The sequence below is a fragment of the Streptomyces sp. Y309 genome, assembly GCF_056712025.1.
Genome location: NZ_CM160048.1, coordinates 5,334,090 through 5,358,656 on the forward strand (window position 1 = coordinate 5,334,090; position 24,567 = coordinate 5,358,656).

Sequence of the window (24,567 nt, forward strand, 5' to 3'; positions counted from 1 at the left end):
CCTGGCGGCTGATTGGTTCCGCCGCACCGATGTGAGTGCAGGCACATCCGACCGCGCCCTCGCGACGCTAACAACCTTGGATTAAAGGCGACTTAATGAACTTCCTGACGAGAGGGGATGAGAGGGCCCGAGAAGAGCAGAGAGGAGCCGAAAAGAGATGAGAGGCGCTATTTCTTATAGAGCTCACGATATGCCGGGAATGTTCCTCCAGGTGTCTCCACCGACTCCGCCGCGAGCAGCGCCCTGACGATCGCCCGCGTCACCAGGTCCGCGCCCGCGGCGAGCACCTCGTTCAGCGCCAGCGGGTTCGCCGCGTCCAGGGTCCGCTCGCCGGCGGACAGGGCGAACACCGTGTCGCCGTCGTTCAGCAGGTGCACCGGGCGCACGGCGCGGGCCATGCCGTCGTGCGAGGTGCCGGCGAGCTTCTGCGCCTGCGCCTTGGTCAGCGCGGCGTCCGTGGCGACGACGGCCAGCGTCGTGTTCAGCGGCGGCCGCACGTTGCGCTCCGCCACCTCCGCGAGCCGCCGCCGCGCCGCCGCGTGGACCTCGGCCGACGGCGGTTCCACGGCGCCGTCCGCACCGTCGTCGTCCCCGAAGAACTGCCCGTACAACACCCCCGTCCGTGGATCCACCCCCGACCCCGCCGCGTTCGCCACCACGAGTGCCGCGACCGTGACCCCCGATTCGAGCACCGTGCTCGCCGTGCCGACCCCGCCCTTGACCTGCCCGACCACCGCCCCCGTCCCCGCGCCGACACTGCCCTCGGCCACCGCGTGCCCGCTCTCTCGGGCCGCCGCATCGGCCACCGCGGCCCGCCCCATCTCCGCCCCGGGCCGCGCCCCGAACGCGCCCCCGCGCCCCAGGTCGAACACGCAGGCCGCGGGCACCACCGGCACCACATGCGCCGGATCGGGGCCGACCCGCACCCCGCGACCTCGCTCCTCCAGCCACGCCATCACCCCGCCCGCCGCGTCCAGGCCGTACGCGCTGCCGCCCGTCAGGACGACCGCCTCCACCCGCTGCACCAGGTTGCGCGGGTCCAGCGCGTCCGTCTCCCGGGTGCCGGGGCCGCCGCCGCGCACGTCCACCGCCGCGACCGCCCCGCCCTCGGGCGCCAGCACGACCGTCGTGCCGGTGAGCCAGCCGTCACCGGCGCGCCCCGCGTGCCCGACCCGCAGCCCCGCCACATCGGTCAGCCCCCCGGCCCGCCCGGATTCCCTCGGTACGTCACGTGTCGTCATGCAGCATGCGTACCACGCGAGTTGCCCGCCCGGGCCGCCCGGGCCATCCGTGCCGCCGGCGGCCTCAGGCCGACTCGGCCCGGACCATCCGCGACGTCAGCGTCACCCCGGTCGCCACCGCGAGCGCCGCGACGACCCCCGCCGCCAGCACCGCCCAGCGTCCCGCGAACGTGCACGCGAGCACCGCCAACGCCGTCACCGGAAGCACCAGTTGCTGCGCGAGCCCGACCTTGAAGAACCGCGAGTGCAGCGCCCACACCGTGAACAGATACACCGCCCCCGGGATCGTCACGGCCGCCGACGCCGCCGTCTCCGAGATGTGCGCCTTGCCCACGGCCTGCTCCACCGCGACCTCGATCCCCGCCCCGATCGCCGCCGCCGACGCGAAGATCAAATAGTGGCCGTAACCCCACAGGAACGCCTGGCTGTTGGAGCGCAGATGGCCGTGGATCGGCACCACGAAGTAGATCCACCAGGCGGCGAAGACGAGGAGGAGCCCGCCCGTGGCGATCGGAAGCAGCTCGCCGAGCGCGTCGTTCTCGTCGATGCCCGACTTCACCGCGACCGTCGCCGCGGCGATCGTCTCGCCGAGCACGATGATCGTGAAGAGGCCGTACCGCTCGGAGATGTGGTGCGGGTGCCAGGGCGTCGTCCTGGCCCGCTCCGCCCACGTCGGCACCGCCATCTCGGCGATCGCCATCACCAGGAACGTCCAGGGCCGCGCCCCCTCCGGCAGCACCAGGAGCCCCAGCCAGCCCACCTGGCACAGCGCGACCCCGCCCGCGTACCGCAACGCCGTGCGCCGCTCCGCCCCTGTCGTCGAGGCCGCCGCCCGCAGCCACTGCGTGATCAGCGCGAGCCGCATGATCAGGTAGCCGAGCCAGACGACCAGGAACTGGTGGTCCTGGAAGGCCTTCGATACCCCCGCCGCGAGCACCAGGACACCGGCGATCTGGATGAGCGTCACCACGCGGTAGAGGGTGTCGTCGTTGTCGTAGGCCGACGCGAACCAGGTGAAGTTCATCCACGCCCACCAGATCGCGAAGAACACCATCGCGTAGTTGAGGACCCCCTCCCCCGGATGCCCCTCCGCGACCGCGTGCACCAGCTCCACGCCGGCCTGCGCCACCGCCACCACGAAGCAGAGGTCGAAGAAGAGCTCCAGCGGTGTCGCGGCGCGGTGTTCCTCCTCCCTGCCGCGGGCGACCATCGGCCGCAGCGGGGGAGGCGGGGCGGGCGGGGCGGGGGCGCTGGGAGGGGGAGTTGTCGACGTCATGGGGCAAGGACAGCAGAGCCCGGCGGCCCCTCGGCCCTGGTCGGGCCGTGTCGGGGCGGGAGCACCCGGGTGGGTGGTGGCGGCACGCCCTCGCCTGGCGCGGACCGGGATCAATGCGGGGCCCCGGGTGGCCCGGGCGGGAGCGGAACGGAGCCGTAGTGCGCTTGGGACGTGCCCGGCGGACGCCGACGTACCCTGGAAGCATGAGCACCGCCCCCGCCCCCGAACCGCGCGATCCGAAGGACGCGAAGCCCCGGCAGGCCGCCAAGAAGCCGGCGAGCGCGCTGGTCTTCGACGACCCGCTGTCGCAGCAGTCCTCGGACGACACGGACCGTGGGTGGGGTGAGCGGCCGACGGCGGCCGGTGACAGCGCCGCCGACCTCGCCCGCTTCCTGGACGAGAAGCCGCCCCACCACATCTGAGCCCACCGGGGCGCAGCCGCCCCGGACAGCCCCCGGGCTACTGCGTCGAGCCGCCCGGCCCGGCCCCGCCACCGGGCCCGCCAGTGCTCCCAGGCCCGCCACCGGTTCCGGAACCGCCGCTGGCCCCGGAGCCACCGCCGGTCCCCGAACCACCGCCACCCGGCCGGTCCCCGTCGCTCGAGCCCCGCTGGGCGACCAGCGCGTCGCGGATCTCCTTGAGCACCTCCAGCTCGGAGACTTCCATGACCTCCTGCGTGCCCTCCTTCGCCGCCTGCCGTGCGGCCTGCTTGGCGAGGTACTTCGCCATCGGCATGACCATCAGGAAGTAGACGACCGCCGCGGTGATCACAAAGCTGAGGGTCGCGCTGAGCACCGAGCCCCACAAGATCGGGATGCCGCTGACGGCCTCGCCGTTCTTCACCACGCAGGGGGCTTTCAGGCAGGAGCTGTAGTGATCGAGATCCTTGGTGCCCATGGCGCCGACCAGCGGGTTGATGACGCCCTTCACCACCGAGTTCACGATGTTCGTGAACGCGGCGCCGATGACCACCGCGACCGCCAGATCGACGACATTGCCGCGCATCAGGAAGGCCTTGAAGCCCTGCCAGATGCCCGGATCCTTCTTCTCGCTCACCACTGGGCCTTTCGTTGCATGTGCGGATTGTGCGGCAAACCGCGTTGCAACCTACGGCAGCGCGTGGCAGCCCTGTCCAATTCGATAACGCGAATGAGCGACTTGACAGACGATCGGCCCGCCCGCAAACGCCCAGGTCCGGTGGGCGAGTCCCCGTCGGCCGCCTCATCGCAGCGTCACCGCCAGGCGCGCGGTCGCGCTCGCCCCGGCCAGTCGGGCCGCCGTCGCCCGCGGCACCGAGAGGACGATCAGCGCCCCGCCCTCGACCGCGCTGTCGGGGGACTCCGGCACTTCGGACACCCGGGCCCCGACCGCGACCACCCGCGCCGCCGCCCCGCCCGCCACCCCGGAACCGGCCGAACCCGCCGAGCCCACGCCGGGGCCGTCCGCCGCCGAGCCGTCCGCCGCGACGACGTCCACCCGGTCCCCCGGCCGCAGCAGCCGCACCGTCGCCGCGTCCGCGATCCGCACCGGTGCCGCCACCAACCGGGCGGCCCGCCGCGGTCGTTGACGTACTCCGTCGCCGCCCCGCTCCTCCGCGGCCATGGCCGCCGCCGAACCCCGCGGGCGCGGCTGCTCGGGCTCGGGCGGGCCCGCGGCCGCGAGCGCGGCGGCGGTCATCGCGAGGCCCGCGGCCATCGCCCGCCTGCGGTGCCGCATCAGCCGCCGCAGGCGGCGGCGTCCGCCGCGCACGTGCAGCGGGGAGAAGTGCGGCACCTGACAGGGCGGCGGCGCACCACTGCCCCCGCCACCCGCGCCGCCGCCGGACACCGCCAAGTGCGGCTCCTCGTCCTCTCGTTGAGAAGCCGTGTGGGAAGCCGCATGAGCAGCCGTGTGGGAAGCCGTACGAGGAGCCGTGTGAGAAGCCGTACGAGAAGGAACGCGTGCCATGACGACCACCGCCTGCCGTGAGAAGCGAGAAGGGAGTAGTGAGAGTTCGGATCCCGGTCCGGACTCCGTTTCCCGTTCTCACGATGCAGCCCCGCGCCCCACCCCCGCTGAGCCCCGTGCACTACTCGCCGGTTGTGGACAACTCCCTCACCCGAAGGGGAAGTTCCACCCCTCGGCCGCCGGTCGGCGAACCCCTACGGCAGCCGAACTCCTACGGCAGCCGAATCCCCGTCTCCATCCCGCCCAGCGCCCCCACGCACAGACAGTCCCGTTCCTCGGGGGCCGGCAGCCCCGCCACCGCGTCGAACAGGACCGCCCGCAGCCGGTCCACATTCGAGGCGAAGACCCGCATGACCTCCTCGTGCGAGACCCCCTCGCCGGACTCGGCGCCCGCGTCCAGGTCGGTGACCAGGGTCAATGAGGCGTAGCAGAGCTCGAGTTCGCGGGCGAGGATCGCTTCGGGGTGGCCGGTCATGCCGACCACGGACCAGCCCTGCGCGGCGTGCCAGCGCGACTCGGCGCGGGTCGAGAAACGTGGGCCCTCGATCACGACGAGCGTGCCGCCGTCCACCGGCTCCCAGTCCCGGCCGCGGGCGGCCTTGAGCGCGGCGGCGCGTCCCGCCGGGCAGTAGGGGTCGGCCAGCGACACGTGCACGACGTTCGGTGTGCTGCCGTCCGCCAGCGGCAGCCCGTCGAAGTAGGTCTGCGGGCGCCCCTTCGTACGGTCCACGAGCTGGTCGGGCACCAGCAGCGTGCCGGGGCCGTACTCGGGCCGCAGCCCGCCCACGGCGCACGGGGCGAGCACCTGGCGCACGCCCACGGAGCGCAGCGCCCACAGGTTGGCGCGGTAGTTGATGCGGTGCGGCGGCAGATGGTGGCCGCGGCCGTGCCGGGGCAGGAACGCCACCCGTCGGCCCGCGATCTCACCGAGGAACAGGGAGTCGCTGGGGGAGCCGTACGGGGTGTCGACGTGTACTTCGGTGACGTCGTCGAGGAAGGAGTAGAAGCCGGAGCCGCCGATGACGCCGATCTCGGCCTGAGTCGCGTTCGCCGTGTTCACCATGGCCAGCACAGTAGTAGGGCCGGAAATCACGCGGGAGACCGGCCGCACGCGGTCCCCCGCGAACGCCCCCGCAGCCTCCACGAACGCCCGGCCGCCCCCCCCGCAAACGCCGAGAACCCCGCCGTCGTACGACAGCGGGGTCCTGGAGAGATCCTGGGAGTCGCCTGGTCAGGCCGCCGAGGAGCTCGTCGACGAACCGGCCGACGAGGAGGAAGAGCTCGGCGACGAAGACGACGTGGAGGAGGACGACGAAGAGGACGAGGCCGACGAAGAACCGGACGACGGCTTGGCGTCCGCCGACTTCGACGCGGAGGACGACCCCGGCGAGCTGCTCGACGACGACCCGCGGCTGTCGTTGCGGTAGAAGCCGGAGCCCTTGAAGACGATGCCGACCGCCGAGAACACCTTCTTGAGGCGTCCGTCGCAGCTCGGGCACACGGTCAGGGCGTCGTCGGTGAACTTCTGCACCGCCTCGAGGCCCTCGCCGCACTCGGTGCACTGGTACTGGTACGTCGGCACTTGCTTCCTCCTGGCACTCTCACTCGATGAGTGCTAACGACGCTCCATAGTGACGTATTCCGCGGGATCAGTCCACCGCGACCGGCGTCCGGTGACCGACGCCACGTGCGACGGTCCGCCCCGATGACTTCGGGGTGAGCCGCGACCGCAGGGTCAGCAGCACGGTCAGCGCGAGGGCCGTGCCGCCGAGCGGCACCAGGAATCCGGCGCCGTCCCAGAAGCGGTCCTCGAGCTGTCCGGCGACCGTGACGGCCGCCGCCTGCCCGAGCGCGACCGCGCCGGTGAGCCAGGTGAAGGCCTCCGTGCGCGCGGTCGGCGGGACCAGGCTGTCGACCAGGGTGTAGCCGGTGATCAGGGCGGGCGCGATGCAGACGCCGACGAGCAGGCCGAGCCCGGCGAGCAGCAGCACGGAGTGCGCGGCCCACAGGCCGGACGCCATCAGCGTCAGGGCGGCGTATCCGAGGACGAGCCGCCGCTGCGGGGCGATCTTCCAGGCGATGGCGCCGCAGGCGACTCCGGAGAGCATGTTTCCGGCGGCGAACGTGCCGTACAGGACTCCGTTCAGGCCGGGCTGTCCGATGGACTCGGTGAAGGCGGCGAGGGAGACCTGCATGCCGCCGAAGACGGTGCCGATGCCGAGGAACGCGACGATCAGGACGCGCACGCCGGGCACCCGGAGGGCGGAAACGTGCTCCACGCGCGCGTGGGCGTCGTCGCCCGCGGCGGAGGGCTGCGGCTGGGTGCTCTTCTGCGCCGCGAACAGCAGACCGCCGACGAGGGTCAGACCGGCCTCCGTGAGGAGTCCGGCCGCCGGGTCGACGCCGGTGCACAGCGCGGTGGCGACCAGCGGGCCGAGGACGAAGGTCAGCTCGTCGGTGACGGACTCGAAGGCCGCCGCGGTCTGCGCGAGCGGGGTGCCCTGGAGCTTGACGCCCCAGCGGGCTCGCACCATCGGCCCGATCTGCGGTGTCGAGGCACCGGCGGGCACCGCGGCCGCGAAAAGGGCCCACAAGGGGGCGTCGGACAGCGCGAGGACGGTGAGCGTGACGACGGACGCCGCGTGCACGAGCACGCCGGGCAGCAGCACCGCGCGCTGCCCGAACCGGTCGGCGAGCTTGCCCACGAAGGGCGCGAACACCGCCATGGAGACGCCGGTGACCGCCGAGACGGCACCGGCGACTCCGTACGAGCCGGTGGTGTGCTGCACGAGCAGCACGATGGAGATGGTCAGCATCGCGAACGGCTGTCGCGCGGCGAATCCTGGGAGCAGGAAGGTCCAGGCGCGCGGGGTGCGCAGCAGCTGTCCGTAGCCCGGGCGGGGCTCGGTGACCGTGGATGCCACGGCCCTTGCCTTTCTGCTGCCTGGTAGCGCGCCCGTGCGGGGGCGCCGAGAGCTGTCCTCTTGCGCAGAACTGCGGTAGATACCGGGCCGCCCACTGCGGGGGCGCCGCGGCCGCCATACGGTCGCGCCAGCTCTGCTTCAGACAGAGTTGGTTCGATCAGGTCGGTACATACGTACATCGGTACGTACAGAGTGTGCCTTCATCGTACAGGCGCTGCGCAAGCGGCACCTGTGATTACGAGAAGTGAGACCCCCGCCACCTGCGATTGCCCCCTCACTGCTGCCCGCCCTCGGGGGGCACCCCCAGCCAGCCCACCAGCTTGCCGCCCTGGGCGACCGCCCGCAGTCGCTGCTCGGCCGCGTCGCGCACCGGGTCCGTGGCCACCACCAGGAGCTCGTCGTCGTGCCGCAGCACGGTCGTCGGGCCGGGTACGAAGGAGTTGCCGTCGCGCACGACGAGGGTGACCGCCGACCCCTTGGGCAGCCTCAGCTCGCCGATCTCGACGCCGTGCAGGCGGGAGCCCTCGGGGACCGGCACCGAGAGCAGATGACCCCGCAGCCGCTCCAGGGGAGCCGACTCGATGCCCAGGTCGGAGGCCTCCGTGCCCTTGCCGACGCCGAGGATCCTGGCGAGTCCCGGCAGCGTGGGGCCCTGCACCAGGGTGTAGACGACGACCAGGACGAAGACGATGTTGAAGATCTCTTCGCTGTTCTCGACGCCGTTCACCATCGGGATGGTGGCCAGGATGATGGGCACGGCGCCGCGCAGTCCGGCCCAGGACATCAGGGCCTTCTCCTGCCAGGGCATCTTGAACGGCAGCAGGCTCAGCACGACCGCCAGGGGCCGGGCGACCGCGGTCAGGATCAGCCCGGTGATCACCGCGGGCCAGATGTCGTCGAGCAGGTGGTGCGGCGTCACCAGCAGGCCGAGCAGCACGAACATGCCGATCTGGGCGATCCACCCGACGCCTTCGGCGAAGCCGCGGGTGGCCGCCCAGTGCGGCAGCTTGGCGTTGCCGAGCACCATGGCGGCCAGGTACACGGCGAGGAATCCGCTGCCGTGGGCGAGGGCTCCGGCGGCGTAGGCGGCGACGGCGATGGCCATCACCGCGATCGGATAGAGACCGGAAGCGGGCAGGGCCACGTGCCGCAGTCCGTACGCGCCGAGCCAGCCCACCGCGAGCCCGATGGCCGCGCCGATGGCCAGCTCCAGGGCTATCTCGCCCACCAGGACGTACCAGTGGTGCACCGGCCCCGCGGTGGAGAAGGCGACGACCAGGATGACCACCGGGGCGTCGTTGAAGCCGGACTCCGCCTCCAGGACGCCCGTCACCCGGGGCGGGAGCGGCACCCTGCGCAGCACGGAGAAGACGGCCGCCGCGTCCGTCGAGGACACCACCGCGCCGATGATGAGCGCCGGGCGCCAGTCGAGCCCGACGAGGTAGTGCGCGGCGGCGGCCGTCACGCCGACGCTGACGGCGACGCCGACGATCGCGAGGGAGGCCGCGGCGGGCAGGGCCGGCTTGATCTCCTTCCACTTCGTCCCGAGGCCGCCCTCGGCCAGGATCACGACGAGCGCCGCGTAGCCGATGACCTGGGTGAGCTGGGCGTTGTTGAAGGTGACGTTGCCGATGCCGTCCTGGCCCATGGCGACGCCGATGCCGAGGTAGAGCAGCAGGCTGGGCAGCCCGCTGCGCGAGGAGAGGCGCACCGCGACGACCGCGACGAGCAGGACGAGTGAACTGATGAGCAGAAGCTGATTGAGGTCGTGGACAGACAGGGGCCGTTCCTTCCGTCGTGCGAGCCGTGATGCTTCGTTACGTTACCTAAGCTTTAACGCGCTCTTGACGCGCGCCCCCGCGCCCCATCTATCATCTCCGAACCTTCGTTCGATGCCGCTCCAGTGCGGCGCACTGGGATTCCTCGGTGCGGTACGCGGGGATTCCGACTCCGCGTCCGGGGTCGTATCGCCCTGCGCCTATGGTTGCTCCAGCACTCCAGGACCCGCACAAGCCCCGCCCTGCCGCTCGCGAAGGACAGCAAGGACAGCGATGCCCTCCAACACCAACGCCTCTTCCGGTCGCAAGTCCGGTAGGAAGAAGGGGCGCCGAGCCCGACTGATCGTGATCGTGCTGGTCCTGGCCGTCGTAGGAGGCATCGGTTTCGGCGCGTACTGGAGCATCAGCACCGTCCGCGCCTCCTTCCCGCAGACCAAGGGATCCATCGAGCTGAAGGGCCTGTCGGGCGCGGTCGACGTGAAGCGCGACGGCAACGGCATTCCGCAGATCTACGCCGAGTCCGACGAGGACCTGTTCATGGCCCAGGGCTTCGTGCAGGCGCAGGACCGCTTCTGGGAGATGGACGTACGCCGCCATATGACCTCCGGCCGGCTCTCCGAGATGTTCGGCAAGAGCCAGGTCAAGACCGATGAGTTCCTGCGCACTCTCGGCTGGCACCGCGTCGCCAAGAAGGAGTACGACTCCAAGCTCTCGCCGCGGACGAAGAAGTACCTCCAGGCGTACGCCAAGGGGGTCAACGCCTATCTCGACGGCAAGGGCGGCGAGGAGATCTCCGTCGAGTACGCGGCGCTGTCCTTCGAGAACGACTACAAGCCGCAGAAGTGGACGCCGGTCGACTCGATCGCCTGGCTCAAGGCCATGGCCTGGGACCTGCGCGGCAACATGCAGGACGAGATCGACCGCTCCCTGATGACCAGCCGCCTCGGCCCGTCGCAGATCAAGGACCTCTACCCGAAGTACCCGTACGACCTGCACAAGCCCATCGTCCAGGAGGGGCGCTACAACGGGGTCACCGAGAAGTTCGACGGTGACGACTCGGCGGGCGGCCAGACGCAGACCGGCACGGGCGGAACGGGCACCGGCACCGGCACCGGGGGCACTGGTACCGGCAACGGCGGCACGGGTACAGGCACCGGAACGGGCACAGGCTCCGGCACCGGCGGCACCGCGGGAACCGGCCTCTCCGGCGGCACCCAGAACCCCGCAGGCAGCGGCCTGCAGTCCCAGCTCTCCGGCCTCTCCGACGTCCTCGACAAGGTCCCGGACGCGGGCCTCGGCTCGAACGGCAACGGCATCGGATCCAACTCGTGGGTGGTCTCCGGAGACCACACCATCACCGGCAAGCCTCTCCTTGCCAACGATCCGCACCTCGCGCCGCAGTTGCCGTCCGTCTGGTACCAGATGGGCCTGCACTGCCGGTCCGTGTCGTCGAAGTGCCAGTACGACGTCAGCGGCTACACCTTCTCCGGCATGCCCGGCGTGGTCATCGGCCACAACCAGGACATCGCCTGGGGCATGACGAACCTCGGTGCCGACGTCACCGACCTCTACCTGGAGAAGTTCACCGCCGACGGCTACCAGTACGACGGCAAGGTCCTGCCCTTCAGGTCCCGCGAGGAGAAGATCAAGGTCGCGGGCGGCAAGACCAAGACCATCACGGTCCGCGAGACGAACAACGGCCCGCTGATCTCCGACCGCGACGACGAACTCGTCAAGGTCGGCAAGAAGGCCCAGGTCGACGCGTCCGCCCCGGACCGCGGCGACGGCTACGGCATCGCGCTGCGCTGGACCGCGCTGGAGCCCGGCAAGTCCATGGACGCCGTCTTCGAGCTCAACAGGGCCAAGGACTTCAAGGACTTCCGCAAGGCAGCCGCCTCCTTCGAGGTGCCCTCGCAGAACCTGATCTACGCCGACACCAAGGGCAACATCGGCTACCAGGCGCCCGGCAGGATCCCCACCCGCGGCAAGGGCGACGGCTCGCTCCCCTCGCCCGGCTGGGACCCCGCCTACCGCTGGGGCAAGCCCATCTCGCAGGACGCGCTGCCGTACGAGTACAACCCCAAGCGCGGCTACATCGTCACCGCCAACCAGGCCGTGATCGACGACAGCGACGCCGAGAAGTACCCGTACAAGCTCACCTCGGACTGGGGCTACGGCGCGCGCAGCCAGCGCATCGAGGACCTCATCAAGTCCAAGACGAAGAACGGCGGCAAGATCTCCACGGAGGACATGCGGCTGATGCAGACGGACAACAGCAGCGAGATCGCCCGGCTGCTCGTGCCCAAGCTGCTGAAGATCGACATCAGCGACAAGCACGTCCGTGAGGCGCAGAAGCTCCTGGAGGGCTGGGACTACACCCAGGACGCCGACTCGGCCGCGGCCGCGTACTTCAACGCGGTCTGGCGCAGCATCCTGCAGCTCTCCATCGGCAACAAGCTGCCCAAGGAGCTGCGGGTCAAGGGCCAGTGCCTGTCCGTGGAGCCCGCGGGCAACACCCGCCCCGCCGACGAGGAGAACCGGGTCCGCGAGTGCGGCGAGCGCGACGCGGACTCCGCGCAGCCCGACGGCGGCGACCGCTACTTCGAGGTGATCCGCAAGATCCTCGACGACCAGGACAACGACTGGTGGAAGACGCCGGGCACGCGCACGGACGCGGAGACCAAGAACCGCGACCAGCTGTTCGCGCGGGCCATGGAGGACGCCCGCTGGGACCTGACGGCCAAGCTCGGCAAGGACATCGACACCTGGAGCTGGGGCCGCCTTCACACCCTCACGCTGAAGAACCAGACCCTCGGCACCGACGGTCCCGGCTGGCTCCAGTGGGTGCTCAACCGCGGCCCCTGGAAGCTGGGCGGCGGCGAGGCCACGGTCAACGCCACCGGCTGGAACGCGGCGGGCGGCTACGGAGTGATCTGGGTGCCGTCGATGCGGATGGTCGTGAACCTGAAGGACCTCGACAAGTCCCGGTGGATCAACCTCACCGGCGCCTCCGGGCACGCCTACAGCGACCACTACACCGACCAGACCAGCAAGTGGATCAAGGGCGAACTGCTGCCGTGGGCCTACTCCGAGAAGGCCGTCGACGACAGCACGGACGACACCTTGGTGCTCAAGCCCTGACGGGCCGGTGACAGACGAAGGGGCCCTCCACGCGTGCGTGGAGGGCCCCTTCGCCGTCTTGGAGCCTGCCGTTCTGGAGCGCGCGCCGGTCACTCCAGCAGCGTGCGCCGGTCACGCGAATCGGCGTACCGCCGAAGGTGTCACCACCGCGTGCACCGGAAGGTCGTGCGCCTCCCCGGGGATGTGCGCGACGACTTCGGAGTCGTACAGGAGCACCACGAGCGCGGGCGAGAGGGCCGCGCGCGCCAGGCGGGCGAGCACCCGGTCGTACGACCCGCCGCCGCGTCCGAGCCGCGTCCCGCGCGCGTCCACCGCGAGCCCCGGGAGCAGCACGGCGTCCGCCTCCAGGACGGCGTCAGGACCGAGCCGCGGCCCCGCGGGCTCCAACAGCGTCATTTTTCCCGTGTGTTGTACGTGGACGAGGGAGTCGGGTCCGTCGTACGCGGCCCAGTCCAGGTCGTTGTCGGGGAGCAGGACGGGCAGCAGGACCCGCGTCCCGCGCGCGTGGAGGGCGTCCAGAAGAGCGCGGGTACCGGGCTCGGTGCCTACGGAGACGTACGCCGCGACCGTGCGGGCGCCGGAGAGTTCGGGGAGTTCGAGTGCGTGCTCGGCCAGGGCCGCGGCCGCCTTCCGCGTGTCACCGGGCGTCAACCCGCTTCTTACCGCGAGGATCTCTCCCCGCAATGTGCGCTTGTTTCCCTTGCCCGGGCCGGGTTGATCCATGGTGAACTCACAAATCCTTCCTATTGTGCTCACATATGGGCCAATATTCCGGAGCCGCAGATTCCTCACATAGGCACCGGTTAAGGTAACGCTCATGACTGAGTCTCACCCCAAGATCACCAAGGCTGTCATCCCAGCAGCGGGTCTTGGCACGCGCTTCTTGCCCGCCACGAAGGCCACGCCCAAGGAGATGCTGCCGGTCGTCGACAAGCCGGCGATCCAGTACGTGGTCGAGGAGGCCGTCGCCGCGGGCCTGGACGACGTCCTGATGATCACGGGGCGCAACAAGCGTCCCCTGGAGGACCACTTCGACCGCAACTACGAGCTGGAGTCCGCCCTGGCGAAGAAGGGCGACGAGTCCCGGCTCGCGAAGGTCCAGGAGTCCAGCGACCTGGCGACCATGCACTACGTCCGCCAGGGCGACCCCAGAGGCCTCGGTCACGCCGTCCTGTGCGCCGCTCCGCACGTAGGCCGGGAGCCGTTCGCCGTGCTCCTCGGCGACGACCTGATCGACCCGCGCGACCCGCTGCTCGCGCGCATGGTCGAGATCCAGGAGCGGCACGGCGGCAGCGTCATCGCGCTCATGGAGGTCGCGCCCGAGCAGATCCACCTCTACGGCTGCGCGGCCGTGGAGGCCACCGCCGAGGCCGACGTCGTCAAGGTGACCGACCTGGTCGAGAAGCCCGAGCCGGCGGACGCCCCGTCGAACTACGCGATCATCGGCCGCTATGTCCTCGACCCCCATGTCTTCGACATACTGCGCAAGACCGAGCCGGGCCGCGGCGGCGAGATCCAGCTCACCGACGCGCTCCAGCAGCTCGCGGCGGACGAAAAGGTCGGCGGTCCGGTGCACGGCGTGGTCTTCAAGGGCCGCCGCTATGACACCGGCGACCGCGGCGACTATCTGCGTGCCATTGTCAGACTCGCGTGCGAACGTGAAGACCTGGGCCCCGACTTCAAGGCCTGGCTTCGCAGTTACGTCACCGAGGAGATGTAGCACTTGAGCAGCAGCGGCACGACGACGCACCACGGCACCGGCCGGGACCAGCTCTGGTCGGTGGACGAGCATCTGGACGACATCCTCGCGACCGTCAGGCCGCTGGAGCCCATCGAGCTCCAGCTCCTCGACGCGCAGGGCTGCGTCCTCGTGGAGGACGTCACGGTGCCCGTCTCGCTGCCGCCCTTCGACAACAGCTCCATGGACGGGTACGCGGTGCGGGTCGCCGATGTCGCGGGCGCGGGCGAGGAGTTCCCCGCCGTCCTGACCGTCATCGGTGACGTCGCCGCGGGCCAGGGCGAGCAGCCCACCGTCGGCGCGGGCCAGGCCGCCCGCATCATGACCGGCGCCCCGCTGCCCCCCGGCGCCGAGGCCGTGGTGCCCGTGGAGTGGACCGACGGCGGGCTCGGCGAGGGCCCCGCCACCGGGATGCGCGCCCACAGCGCCGCCCCCGAGGGCGCCTCCGGAGAAGTCCGCGTGTACCGCCCCGCGGAAGCACGCGCGCACGTGCGCGCACAGGGCAGCGACGTCCGCGCGGGCGACCGCGCCCTGACCGCGGGCACGGTCCTCGGCGCCCCGCAGATCGCCCTGCTCGCCGCGATCGGCCGGGGCACGGTCAAGGTGCGCCCGCGCCCGCGCGTGGTCGTCCTGTCCACCGGCAGCGAACTGGTCCAGCCCGGCGAGGAGTTGGGCGACGGGCAGATCTACGACTCCAACAGCTTCGCCCTCACCGCCGCCGCCCGCGAGGCCGGAGCGATCGCCTACCGCGTCGGCGCGGTCACCGACGACGCCGAGACCCTGCGCGCCACCATCGAGGACCAGCTCATCCGCGCCGACTTGGTCGTCACGACGGGCGGCGTCAGCGTGGGCGCGTACGACGTCGTCAAGGAAGCCCTGGACTCCATCGGCGACCCGGACGACGAGGAGGGCCTCGGCGCGGGCGGCGGCGTCGAGTTCCGCAAGCTCGCCATGCAGCCCGGCAAGCCGCAGGGCTTCGGCGCCATCGGCCCCGACCACACCCCGCTGCTCGCCCTGCCGGGCAACCCCGTGTCCTCGTACGTCTCCTTCGAGATCTTCGTACGTCCCGCCGTGCGCGCCCTGATGGGTCTGCCGGACGTCCACAGGGCCACGGTCCGCGCGCGGCTCGCCGCCGACGAGGCCCTGACCTCGCCGGCCGGGCGGCGCCAGTTCCTGCGCGGGCGGTACGACGCCGACGCGGGCACGGTGGCCCCGGTCGGCGGCGCGGGTTCGCACCTCGTCGCCGCCCTGGCGCAGGCGGACGCGCTGATCGTCGTCCCCGAGGACACGACGTCCGTCGAGCCCGGCACGGAGGTCGACGTGGTGCTGCTCGGCTGACGGGCACGCAGGCCGGGCGGGGCGCGAGGGGCTCCGGCGAGGCGGCGGGCGGGGCGGTACTGTGTCGCGCACAGCAGGCCCGCGCACCGCACCGCGCGGAGCCCGGACCGGGAGCGCCACAGCACATGAGCACGCAGCAGCGACTGACGCACATCGACGAGGCGGGCGCGGCCCGCATGGTCGACGTATCCGAGAAGGACGTGACCGCCCGCACCGCGCGCGCCACCGGCCGTGTCCTCGTCTCGCCCCGCGTGATCGAACTGCTGCGGGGCGAGGGAGTGCCGAAGGGCGACGCCCTGGCGACCGCCCGCATCGCGGGCATCATGGGCGCCAAGCGCACCCCCGACCTGATCCCGCTGTGCCACCCGCTGGCCGTCTCCGGAGTCAAGGTCGACCTGACGGTCGCCGACGACGCCGTGGAGATCCTGGCCACCGTGAAGACGACCGACCGCACCGGCGTCGAGATGGAGGCCCTCACCGCCGTGAGCGTCGCCGCCCTCACCGTCGTCGACATGATCAAGGCCGTCGACAAGGGCGCCGTGATCACGGACGTGCGGGTCGAGGAGAAGACGGGCGGCAAGTCGGGCGACTGGCACCGCGAGGGCGCGGCGGGCGAGGTGAGCCGCGAGGGCGTGTCCGGCGACGGGGGCCGCGACGGCTCGTCCGGCGGCGTGAGCCACGACGGCGCGTCCGGGGACGGGAGCCGCGAGAGTGAGTCGCGGGACCGGAGCCGCGAGGGCGAGCCTGGCGGCCGGGGTGCCGAGGGCGAGTCCGGCGGACAGAACCGTGGCGGCGGCCAGAACCCCGAGGGAGCCCGAGCATGACGTACCGCGCGCTCGTCGTCACCGCCTCCAACCGCGCCGCCGCCGGCGTCTACGCCGACAAGGGCGGCCCGATCCTCGCCGAGGGCCTCGCCGCGCTCGGCTTCGCCGTGGACGGCCCCCGGGTGGTCCCGGACGGCGACCCCGTCGAGCAGGCCCTGCGCGAGGGCGTCGCGGCCGGGTACGACGTCATCCTCACCACCGGCGGCACCGGCATCTCGCCCACCGACCGCACGCCCGACGCCACCCGCCGCGTCGTCGACCACGAAGTGCCGGGCATCCCGGAGGCGATCCGCGCGTACGGCCGCGAGAAGGTGCCCACGGCCGCCCTCTCCCGGGGGCTCGCGGGCGTCGCGGGGCGCACCCTCATCGTGAACCTGCCGGGCTCCAGCGGCGGCGTACGCGACGGACTCGCCGTCCTCGAGCCCCTGTTGACGCACGCCGTCGACCAGCTCCGCGGCGGCGACCATCCGAGAACCGACGGGGGTGCGAGCTGAACAGCCCGAGCTGGCCCGTCGAGCTGACGGACGGCGATGTCGTCCTGAGGCCGATAAAACTGCGCGACCAGCGGGCCTGGCGGGAGGTCAACCGGCGCAACCGCGACTGGCTGCGCCCCTGGGAGGCCACGATCCCGCCGCCCACCCCCAGCGGCCCGGTCGCCCACCGCCCCACCTACCGGCAGATGGTCCGGCACCTGCGTGCCGAGGCGGCCGCGGGCCGCATGCTGCCGTTCGTCATCGAGTACCAGGGCCGCCTCGTCGGGCAGTTGACGGTCGCCGGGATCACCTGGGGATCGATGTGCTCGGCCCATGTGGGGTACTGGGTCGACGAGTCGGTGGCCGGGCGCGGCGTGATGCCGACCGCCGTGGCGCTCGCCGTCGACCACTGCTTCCGGACGGTCGGGCTGCACCGCGTCGAGGTCTGTATTCGGCCCGAGAACGCGCCCAGCCGCCGGGTGGTGGAGAAACTCGGATTCCGTGAGGAGGGGCTGCGGCCCCGCTATCTTCACATCGACGGAGCCTGGCGCGACCACCTCGTGTTCGCGCTCACCGTGGAAGAGGTACCGGAGGGGCTGCTGCACCGCTGGCAGCAGTCGCGGTCGCGGAAGACGGCCTGAGGGCGGCGGTTCCCCGGCAGAATGCCGCCTCTCTCATAAATGAAATGCCTGTTCGAAATTGATCGGTGAGTGACCGTTAAATTCGGTGCATCGTCGGCCTGTTGATCGCATCAGTCACAAAAAAAGTTCGAGATATCAGCCAGATCGTGCGACACACCGGCCCAATTGGCGGATGGCCTCGACAAAACCCCTCTACCGTGTGAGGCGTGAGCAGCAGCGGCCTCATCTACGCAGTCATCGTCGGGGCCTGGGCCGCCTACTTGGTGCCGATGTGGCTCCGTAGGCAGGACGAGCTCAACGAAGCCCGTCCGACGGAACGCTTCAGCACCGCCATCCGGCTGCTGTCCGGACGGGCGGGTATGGAGCGCCGGTACGCCAAGGACCTGCAAGCGCGCTCGCCCGAGGAAGGGGAGCCGCGCAGCGACCCGGACGCCGTGACCGACTCGGTCGACGTCCGGTCCTTCGCCGTGCCTCCGGAACAGGAACACGCCAGACCGCAGGGCCGTCCCGCCGCCGCCGAGCAGGCCCAGCAGGCCAGGCCCGGAGCCGAGCCGGCCCAGCAGGCCAGGCCGGGGGCCCAGGCGCGCCTCGGCGCGCGGCCCGGCGGAGGCACCGCCCCGGACCGGGCGAAGGCCCCGTCCCAGGCCCAGTCCCAGGCATCGCCCCAGGCCCCGTCCCCGGCCGCCCGCCGCGCCGCCGCGGCCGACGCCGCCGCGCGGGCCCGGCGCACCAAGGTGCTCGCGCGGCGCCGCCGCACGACCGTCATGCTGTTCGTCGCGTTCACGCTCGGCACGGTCGTCGCGGCGGTCGGAGGCCTCGCGTTCCTGTGGGCGCCCGCCGCGCCGGCCGCGCTGCTGAGCGCGTACATCGTCTATCTGCGCCGCCAGGAGCGCCGCCGCTTCACGTACACGATGGACCGGCGCCGGGCCGAGGCCGCGGCGCGGCGGCTGCGCGAGCGGCAGCCGCGCGGGCGCGAGGCGGGCGCCGAGCCCGCCGCCGAGGAGCCCGCCCCAGCGCCGGACCCCGGGCTCTCCGCGCTGGCCGCGGACCGTCGCGCCCTCGTCGAGCAGACCGACCACGCCGAGTGGGTCGACCAGCAGCGCGAGCGCCAGCACGGCCCCGGCCGCGGCGACAGCTGGGACCCGGTCCCGGTGCCGCTGCCGACGTACGTGACCGCGCCGGTCGCCCCCCGCGCCGGCGGCAGCGTCGACCTGGGCGCGCCCGACACCTGGAGCTCGGCCCGGTCCAGCGCCGCCACCCCGGCCGGCAAGTCCGCCGCGGACCGGGAGGCCTCGGCGCGCGCCGAGGCCCCCGCGCCCGCCGAGGAGCCGGGGGCCGAAGGCGCCGACGGCGGCCGCAGCGACGCCCGCCGCGCGGCCTCCGCCCGCCGCTCCCGCGAGCGCGGCCGCACCCCGCTGTTCGACCAGTACGACGACGGCGCCGACGGACGCCCGCGCGCCGCCAACGAGTGACGCGCGGGCGCGGCCCGGCGCGCCTCCCTGACCAGCCAGGAACGGATTTCCAAGCACCCGGACGGGGATGCTAGAGTTTCACTCGTTGCAAGGGCCTGTGGCGCAGTCCGGTAGCGCACCTCGTTCGCATCGAGGGGGCCAGGGGTTCAAATCCCCTCAGGTCCACTGCACATGAAGATCCCGCCCGATCGAAAGATCGGGCGGGATCTTTGCGTTATCGAGCGGGATCTTTGCGTTGGGGGAGCCCCCGGGAGCCCCGGCGCCCGGAGGCTCCCCCGTGCTTCAGTCCGGCAGGACGGCGAGGTGCAGGGCGCGCAGGCGGGCCGGGGCGGCGATGACCTCGTACGAAGTGATGGTGCCGGACTCGACGGTGAGGGTGAGGGCCAGGAGCAGGCGGCCGCCCGGGGCCACGACGATGCCGGGGGCGCCGTCGACCAGGGCGGTGGCCGCGTGCCGGGCGTTCCGGGTGAGCAGGACGGTCTCGCGGGCGACGGCCGCGGCGCCGCGGATCTCGGCGGCGGCGCCCAGCGGGAGCGCGGCGGGGTCGGCGCGGCGGACGACGTCGGGGGCCAGGACCGCGAGCAGGGCGTCGAGGTCGCCGCCGCGGGCCGCCGCGAGGAAGGCCTCGACCACGTGCCGGTGCTCGGCGAGTTCCGCCTCCGGGGCGGCCGGAGTGCCGCGCACCTTGCCGCGGGCGCGGCTCGCCAGCTTCTTCGTGGCCACCGGCGAGCGCTCCACGATGGGGGCGATCCGGTTGAACGGCACGGCGAACGAGTCGTGCAGCACGAACGCGACGCGTTCCGCCGGGCTCAGGGTGTCGAGCACCACGAGCAGGGCGCGGCCCACCGAGTCGATCAGGAGCGCTTCCTCCTCCGGGCCGTGCGCGTCGGCACGGGCGATGTGGTCGGGGATTCCGTCGCCGGTCAGGTCCTCCCGGCGGGACGCGCGGGTGCGCAGCATGTCGAGGCAGATGCGGGAGACGACCGTGGTCAGCCAGCCCGGCAGGTTCTCGATCCGCTCGGCGGCTCCGGCCGCTCCGGGCACTTCGGGGGCTTCGGCGGTCCCGGCGGCCCCCGCGTTCGTGCGGTCGAGGCGCAGCCACGTCTCCTGGACGGCGTCCTCGGCCTCGCTCAGGGAGCCCAGCATGCGGTACGCGACGCCGAGCAGCCGGCCGCGCTGCGCCTCGAAGCGGTCCGCGAGTCCGGCCTGCTCGTCCGCGAGTCCGGTCTGCTCGTCCATCGGGCCCGTCGGTCCCATCGGTCACCTTTCCCCGTCGTGCTCCGTCACCTCCTTGACGTAGGCGACCGGATCAAATGTGACAGGAGCGAGTGGGATGAGTGACATGAACGGGTTTCTGCTGCATCTGGACTCCAGTGCCGACCGGCGTGGGGAGTCGTCCGTGACCCGGCGGCTGACGGGTCTCTTCGCGCGGATCTGGCGGGAGCGGTACGGGCACGCCGGGTACCGCCACCGGGACCTGGCCGCCGAGCCGGTGCCGCTGGTGGGGTCCGGTTTCGTGGGGCTCGGGACGCGGGTGGAGCGGCAGGGTGTCGTACCGCTGGAGAAGGTGGCGGCGCTGGTCGAAGGGGCCGAGGAGGAGCGGGAGTGGGCGCTGACGCTGCCGCTGATCTCGGAGCTGCGGGCGGCGGGGACGGTGCTGCTCGGCGTGCCCATGTACAACTTCGGGGTGCCCGCCGCCCTGAAGGCGTGGATCGACCGCGTGACCTTCCCGGGGGCGTACACCGACCCGGACAGCGGGCGGCCGCTGCTCGGCGGGACGCGGGTCGTGGTGGTCGCCGCGTGCGGCGGCGGGTACGGGCCGGGGACGCCGCGCGAGAGCTGCGACTTCCAAGTGCCGTATCTGCGGGCGTACTTCGGCAACCTCGGGGTGGCCGAGGACGAGCTGCACGTCGTGCGGGCCGAGCTGACGCGGTCCGGGGACATTCCCGGGCTCGCCCAGTTCCAGGGCATGGCGGCGGACTCGCTGGCGGCGGCGCGGGAGGAGGTGGCCGAGCTGGCCGTACGTCCTTACGGCGGCCGTCCGCCCGCTTAGTACGGCGGGCCTACCGCAGGGGCTTGGCGTAGCAGCGGCTCAAGGGGGAGAAGCGGTAGTGGCCGAAGAGGGTGCAGGGGGTGTAGCCGCTGGAGGTGTAGAGGGATATCGCCTCCGGCTGCTTCGTGCCGGTTTCCAGGACCATGCGGGTGCGGCCCGCCTCGCGGGCGTCGTCCTCCAGGGCCGCCAGGATGCGGCGGGCGAGACCGAGCCCGCGGGCCTCCGGCGTCACGTACATGCGCTTGATCTCGGCGTCGCCGTCCGCGTAGCCCTCGCCGTTCTCGTCCATCACGCGCCAGCCGCCCGTGGCCAGCGGCGTGCCCGCGTCGTCGTACGCGATCAGGTACAGGCCGTACGGCGGCTCGAACATCGACGGGTCGAGAGGCGTCACGTCGCCTTCGTCCTCGTAGCGCTCGGCGTACTCGAGCTGGACGCGGTCGTTCAGCTTGACGGCGTCCGGGTGGTCGAAGGCGACGGGCTGTATGTTCATGCTCTCCATCGTACTTCTATGCAGGGCCCGGGAGGGGCGGCGACGGGATTCAGGGCGCTCACCAGTGTGCCGGTAGGGTGCCGGGATGCTCACAGTGACTTCCGTGAATGTGAACGGCCTGCGTGCCGCCGCCAAGAAGGGCTTCGTGGAGTGGCTCGCCGGGACCGGCGCGGACGTGCTGTGTCTGCAGGAGGTGCGGGCCGAGCCGCAGCAGCTGCCGGAGGAGGTGCGCGACCCCGACGGCTGGTACGTCACGCACGCCCCGGCCGCCGCGAAGGGCCGCGCCGGGGTGTCCCTGTACACGCGGCGCGAGCCGGAGCGGGTGCAGGTCGGCTTCGGCTCGGCGGAGTTCGACGGCAGCGGGCGCTACGTCGAGGCGGACCTGCCCGGCGTCACCGTCGCGAGCCTCTACCTGCCCTCGGGCGAGGTCGGCACGGAGCGGCAGGACGAGAAGATCCGGTTCATGGGGGAGTTCCTCGTGTACTTGAGGGAGCTCAAGGTGCGGGCCGCCGCCGAGGGGCGTGAAGTCCTGGTCTGCGGCGACTGGAACATCGCCCACCAGGAGGCCGACCTCAAGAACTGGAAGGGCAACAAGAAGAACGCCGGGTTCCTGCCCGAGGAGCGGGCCTGGCTGACGGAGGTCTTCGAGGAGTACGGGGACGTGATGCGCGCCCTGCACCCGGAGCAGGAGGGGCCCTACTCCTGGTGGTCCTACCGGGGCCGCGCCTTCGACAACGACACGGGCTGGCGCATCGACTACCACGTGGCGACGCCGGGCCTCGCCGGCCGCGCCGTCAAGGGCTACGTCGAGCGGGCCGCCACGCACGCCGAGCGCTGGTCGGACCACGCGCCGGTGACCGTCGTCTACGAGTAGGCCGCGTGCCCGTCGTCTACGAGTAGGCCACTCGGCGACGCTCCGGCCAAGACACGGCGAAAAGTCCGGCAGAGGACTGTCCGGCCGCCGCGCGGCGTGACAGATTGCGGGCGCGCCCCTCACGACGAGGGGCGCGCCAACTGTCGGTCGCGCGGGGGTGCTTCATGTCTGCCGGTCCTTCCAGCGGTTCTGCCAGTGGTCCTGTCGGTGGTCCTGCCAGGAGGCTTTCCAGACGCGGGCTGTTGACCGGTGCCGCGGGCGCGGGGCTCGCGGGGGTGCTGCCCGCGGGGGCGGCGTACGCGTCCGCCGCCACGGCTCCGTACGCCACCGGCCCAGCCGTCCCGCCCGGCACCCCGCCCGTCCTCCTCACCGAGCAGGCGAGCAAGCGCCTCCTCCTGCTTGACCCGCGCCGCCGCGTCTGGGACCCGGCGGCCGATCCGTCCGTCGTGCGCTGGCAGTTCTCGCCCCTCGGCGACCCTCGTTACCGGGACCTCCGGCCGGAGGCGAGCTGGGTGTACCCGTGCGAGGCGAAGGTGCGGCGGCACCGGGGGCGGACCCTGGTACTGACGACGGCGTCCTTCGGGTTCGTGGCCGCCGTCGAGTACCCGTCGGGCCGTCGCTACTGGGGCACCGCGATCGGCCCCGGCGACGACCTGTTCAACCCGCACAGCGCGGAGATCCTGCCCGACGGCAACGTGGCGGTGGCGTGCAGCACGGGCGCGCTGGTGCGCGTGTACGCCGCCTCGCTCGGGCCGCACGCGACGCGGTACGCGGAGGACCGGCTCAAGGGCGCGCACGGGCTGCACTGGGACCGTGCGCGTCGCGTCCTGTGGGCGATCGGCGACGACGAGCTGGTGACGTACGAGGTGGGCGGGGCGCCCGCGCGCCCCACGCTCACCCGGGCCTCCGCCGTCGCCCTGCCGGTGGCGGTGCCGGGGAGGACGGCGGGCGGGCACGACCTGTTCCCGGTGGCGGGGCGGCCGGGGCGGCTGTGGGTGACCACCAACGCGTCCGTCTTCCAGTACGTGAAGCGGACGGGGGAGTTCGTACGTGACTACGCCGGGCACGAGCTCATCGACCGGGCGAAGGTGAAGGCCGTCGGCAACGACCCGCGCACCGGACAGGTCCTCAGCACGGTCCCGGAGAGCGGCCTGGAGGAGACCTGGTGGACCACCAAGGTCGGCGTCCACCGGCCGAGCGGTACTTACACCTTGGTCAACGGCGGTATATACAAGGCCCGTTGGTGGCTGCCGGTCTGACCGTCCGGCGGCCGGAAGAACCGAGTAGCGGGGGTTTGTGTGTTCCGATCCGTTTCCGTCCTGGGCGTGCTGGCCGTCGCCGCGCTGACCCTGGCGCCTCAGGGCGCCGCCCAGGCCGCGCCCGCCGCCGAGGCGCCGCCCGTCATCGTCACCCAGCAGCAGGCGCTCCTCGTCCTCGACCCGAACAAGCCGGTGTGGGACTTCAAGCGCGACCCGGCCGCCGTGAAGTGGGCCTTCGACCCGCGCACGGTCTCCGGGTACGAGGACCTGGACCCGGCGAAGAACTGGTCCAAGGGGCCGAACGAGGCGAAGGTCTACCAGCTGCGCGGCAAGACGTACGTGGCCACCGTGACCGGCAAGGGCTTCGCGGCCGTGGTGGAGTACCCGTCGAAGAAGCCGTACTGGAAGACCAGCAAGCTGATCACGCCCGACGACACGTACGCGTACAACCCGCACAGCATCGAGCTGCTGCCCACCGGCGAGGTCGCCGTCGCCAACTCCGGGCACACGGCCACCGGCCAGGCGCGCAGCGACCGCAACGTCTGCCTCTTCCCCACCGGGAACGCGACGGCCTCCAGCTGCGTCAAGCTGCTCCACGCGCACGGCGTGCAGTGGGACGCGGGCCGCAAGCGGCTGTGGGCCCTGGGCGGCGACCAGCTGAAGGCGTACAGCATCGACCGCGGCATCCCCGGGCAGCCGAAGCTGAAGGAGGACACGGCGCTCAGCACCAAGGTGCCGTGGGGCGCGGGGCACGACCTCGGCTTCGTGCCCGGCACCGGCCGGCTGTGGGTGGCCACCGGCACGCCCGTGTTCCAGTACGACATCGGCGCCAAGCGCTGGTACGGCGACACGAGCAAGGGCGCGCAGGAGGAGTACCCGGGCTGGCAGCAGGTCAGCCAGAGGGGCACGAAATCCGTGACGACCGACCCGGTGACCGGGCAGGTGATCACCGCCGTCGCGGAGAACGCCGAGCAGACCACGCACACCGCACAGCGGCACTTCCCCGAGGCGAGGCACGAGCTGTTCTGGGACGGGAACAAGTCCTACTTCTACAAGGCCCGGTGGTTCCGGCCCGTCACGATCGGCTGAGCCGTGCGG

The 24,567-nt window shown here is 72.1% G+C and carries 22 protein-coding genes, 1 tRNA gene and 1 pseudogene; 13 read left to right on the forward strand and 11 right to left on the reverse strand.

Annotation, left to right across the window (positions count from 1 at the left end):
• Window positions 1-167: 167 nt before the first annotated feature.
• On the reverse strand, window positions 168-1,241 hold the full coding sequence (locus tag AC0KTA_RS21785; RefSeq protein WP_481049898.1) for a P1 family peptidase: 1,074 nt from the start codon (window positions 1,239-1,241) through the stop codon (window positions 168-170).
• A 64-nt stretch (window positions 1,242-1,305) separates the two neighbouring features.
• A complete protein-coding gene (locus AC0KTA_RS21790; protein WP_481049899.1) occupies window positions 1,306-2,517 on the reverse strand; it encodes a low temperature requirement protein A in 1,212 nt (403 codons plus the stop codon).
• Window positions 2,518-2,720: 203 nt separating this feature from the next.
• Here AC0KTA_RS21790 and AC0KTA_RS21795 point away from each other — a divergent pair, with 203 nt between their 5' ends.
• Window positions 2,721-2,939 carry a hypothetical protein gene (locus AC0KTA_RS21795; RefSeq protein WP_481049900.1) on the forward strand — a complete coding sequence of 73 codons (219 nt, stop codon included), beginning with the start codon at window positions 2,721-2,723 and terminating at the stop codon, window positions 2,937-2,939.
• Window positions 2,940-2,976: 37 nt separating this feature from the next.
• Here the strand turns inward: AC0KTA_RS21795 and mscL are convergent, their stop codons facing one another.
• The 6 genes from mscL to AC0KTA_RS21825 all read right to left on the reverse strand — a co-directional run bounded on the left by mscL (window position 2,977) and on the right by AC0KTA_RS21825 (window position 9,141).
• Window positions 2,977-3,573: a large conductance mechanosensitive channel protein MscL gene (gene mscL, locus AC0KTA_RS21800; RefSeq protein WP_481049901.1), complete on the reverse strand. Its 597-nt coding sequence runs from the start codon at window positions 3,571-3,573 to the stop codon at window positions 2,977-2,979.
• Window positions 3,574-3,738: 165 nt separating this feature from the next.
• On the reverse strand, window positions 3,739-4,350 hold the full coding sequence (locus AC0KTA_RS21805) for an RcpC/CpaB family pilus assembly protein (protein ID WP_481049902.1): 612 nt from the start codon (window positions 4,348-4,350) through the stop codon (window positions 3,739-3,741).
• 325 nt (window positions 4,351-4,675) lie between these two features.
• On the reverse strand, window positions 4,676-5,527 hold the full coding sequence (locus AC0KTA_RS21810) for an S-methyl-5'-thioadenosine phosphorylase (protein ID WP_481049903.1): 852 nt from the start codon (window positions 5,525-5,527) through the stop codon (window positions 4,676-4,678).
• Window positions 5,528-5,695: 168 nt separating this feature from the next.
• Window positions 5,696-6,046, reverse strand: coding sequence for an FmdB family zinc ribbon protein (locus AC0KTA_RS21815; RefSeq protein WP_481049904.1), 351 nt, complete (start codon window positions 6,044-6,046; stop codon window positions 5,696-5,698).
• 67 nt (window positions 6,047-6,113) lie between these two features.
• Complete coding sequence (locus AC0KTA_RS21820; protein ID WP_481049905.1) at window positions 6,114-7,388, reverse strand: MFS transporter; 1,275 nt, start codon at window positions 7,386-7,388, stop codon at window positions 6,114-6,116.
• Between the two features lie 274 nt (window positions 7,389-7,662).
• A complete protein-coding gene (locus AC0KTA_RS21825) occupies window positions 7,663-9,141 on the reverse strand; it encodes a potassium/proton antiporter (protein WP_481056514.1) in 1,479 nt (492 codons plus the stop codon).
• Window positions 9,142-9,439: 298 nt separating this feature from the next.
• Here AC0KTA_RS21825 and AC0KTA_RS21830 point away from each other — a divergent pair, with 298 nt between their 5' ends.
• Window positions 9,440-12,307 (forward strand): penicillin acylase family protein, encoded by a 2,868-nt coding sequence (locus AC0KTA_RS21830; protein WP_481049906.1) that lies wholly within the window; start codon window positions 9,440-9,442, stop codon window positions 12,305-12,307.
• Window positions 12,308-12,418: 111 nt separating this feature from the next.
• Here AC0KTA_RS21830 and AC0KTA_RS21835 read toward each other — a convergent pair whose 3' ends face one another.
• Window positions 12,419-13,030 (reverse strand): 5-formyltetrahydrofolate cyclo-ligase, encoded by a 612-nt coding sequence (locus AC0KTA_RS21835; protein ID WP_481049907.1) that lies wholly within the window; start codon window positions 13,028-13,030, stop codon window positions 12,419-12,421.
• Window positions 13,031-13,124: 94 nt separating this feature from the next.
• Here AC0KTA_RS21835 and galU point away from each other — a divergent pair, with 94 nt between their 5' ends.
• The 7 genes and pseudogenes from galU to AC0KTA_RS21870 all read left to right on the forward strand — a co-directional run bounded on the left by galU (window position 13,125) and on the right by AC0KTA_RS21870 (window position 18,958).
• Complete coding sequence (galU, locus tag AC0KTA_RS21840; protein ID WP_481049908.1) at window positions 13,125-14,027, forward strand: UTP--glucose-1-phosphate uridylyltransferase GalU; 903 nt, start codon at window positions 13,125-13,127, stop codon at window positions 14,025-14,027.
• A 3-nt stretch (window positions 14,028-14,030) separates the two neighbouring features.
• Complete coding sequence (glp, locus tag AC0KTA_RS21845; RefSeq protein WP_481049909.1) at window positions 14,031-15,383, forward strand: molybdotransferase-like divisome protein Glp; 1,353 nt, start codon at window positions 14,031-14,033, stop codon at window positions 15,381-15,383.
• Window positions 15,384-15,508: 125 nt separating this feature from the next.
• A pseudogene (gene moaC, locus AC0KTA_RS21850) lies at window positions 15,509-15,982 on the forward strand (cyclic pyranopterin monophosphate synthase MoaC); the annotation flags it as partial.
• A gap of 221 nt (window positions 15,983-16,203) precedes the next feature.
• Window positions 16,204-16,701 (forward strand): MogA/MoaB family molybdenum cofactor biosynthesis protein, encoded by a 498-nt coding sequence (locus AC0KTA_RS21855; RefSeq protein ID WP_481049910.1) that lies wholly within the window; start codon window positions 16,204-16,206, stop codon window positions 16,699-16,701.
• Complete coding sequence (locus AC0KTA_RS21860) at window positions 16,698-17,321, forward strand: GNAT family N-acetyltransferase (RefSeq protein WP_481056515.1); 624 nt, start codon at window positions 16,698-16,700, stop codon at window positions 17,319-17,321. Before AC0KTA_RS21855 ends, AC0KTA_RS21860 begins: the two co-directional genes overlap by 4 nt.
• Window positions 17,322-17,527: 206 nt before the next feature.
• Complete coding sequence (gene sepX, locus AC0KTA_RS21865; RefSeq protein WP_481049911.1) at window positions 17,528-18,793, forward strand: divisome protein SepX/GlpR; 1,266 nt, start codon at window positions 17,528-17,530, stop codon at window positions 18,791-18,793.
• Window positions 18,794-18,884: 91 nt separating this feature from the next.
• Window positions 18,885-18,958: transfer RNA gene (locus AC0KTA_RS21870), tRNA-Ala, on the forward strand.
• A gap of 117 nt (window positions 18,959-19,075) precedes the next feature.
• On the opposite strand, the gene AC0KTA_RS21875 is transcribed toward AC0KTA_RS21870, so the two are convergent.
• Window positions 19,076-20,050: a sigma factor gene (locus AC0KTA_RS21875; protein WP_481049912.1), complete on the reverse strand. Its 975-nt coding sequence runs from the start codon at window positions 20,048-20,050 to the stop codon at window positions 19,076-19,078.
• Window positions 20,051-20,126: 76 nt separating this feature from the next.
• On the opposite strand from AC0KTA_RS21875, the gene AC0KTA_RS21880 reads away from it, so the two are divergent.
• Window positions 20,127-20,846 carry an FMN-dependent NADH-azoreductase gene (locus tag AC0KTA_RS21880; protein WP_481049913.1) on the forward strand — a complete coding sequence of 240 codons (720 nt, stop codon included), beginning with the start codon at window positions 20,127-20,129 and terminating at the stop codon, window positions 20,844-20,846.
• Window positions 20,847-20,856: 10 nt separating this feature from the next.
• Here AC0KTA_RS21880 and AC0KTA_RS21885 read toward each other — a convergent pair whose 3' ends face one another.
• The gene (locus AC0KTA_RS21885) at window positions 20,857-21,336 is read right to left on the reverse strand and encodes a GNAT family N-acetyltransferase (RefSeq protein WP_481049914.1); all 480 of its coding nucleotides are present in this window, start codon (window positions 21,334-21,336) and stop codon (window positions 20,857-20,859) included.
• Between the two features lie 85 nt (window positions 21,337-21,421).
• Here AC0KTA_RS21885 and AC0KTA_RS21890 point away from each other — a divergent pair, with 85 nt between their 5' ends.
• The 3 genes from AC0KTA_RS21890 (at window position 21,422) to AC0KTA_RS21900 (ending at window position 24,558) form a co-directional block, all read left to right on the forward strand.
• The gene (locus AC0KTA_RS21890) at window positions 21,422-22,210 is read left to right on the forward strand and encodes an exodeoxyribonuclease III (RefSeq protein WP_481049915.1); all 789 of its coding nucleotides are present in this window, start codon (window positions 21,422-21,424) and stop codon (window positions 22,208-22,210) included.
• Window positions 22,211-22,452: 242 nt separating this feature from the next.
• Window positions 22,453-23,469, forward strand: a complete 1,017-nt coding sequence (locus AC0KTA_RS21895; RefSeq protein ID WP_481049916.1) for a DUF6528 family protein — start codon at window positions 22,453-22,455, stop codon at window positions 23,467-23,469.
• A 39-nt stretch (window positions 23,470-23,508) separates the two neighbouring features.
• Window positions 23,509-24,558 carry a DUF6528 family protein gene (locus AC0KTA_RS21900; RefSeq protein ID WP_481049917.1) on the forward strand — a complete coding sequence of 350 codons (1,050 nt, stop codon included), beginning with the start codon at window positions 23,509-23,511 and terminating at the stop codon, window positions 24,556-24,558.
• The last annotated feature ends 9 nt before the right edge of the window (window positions 24,559-24,567 follow it).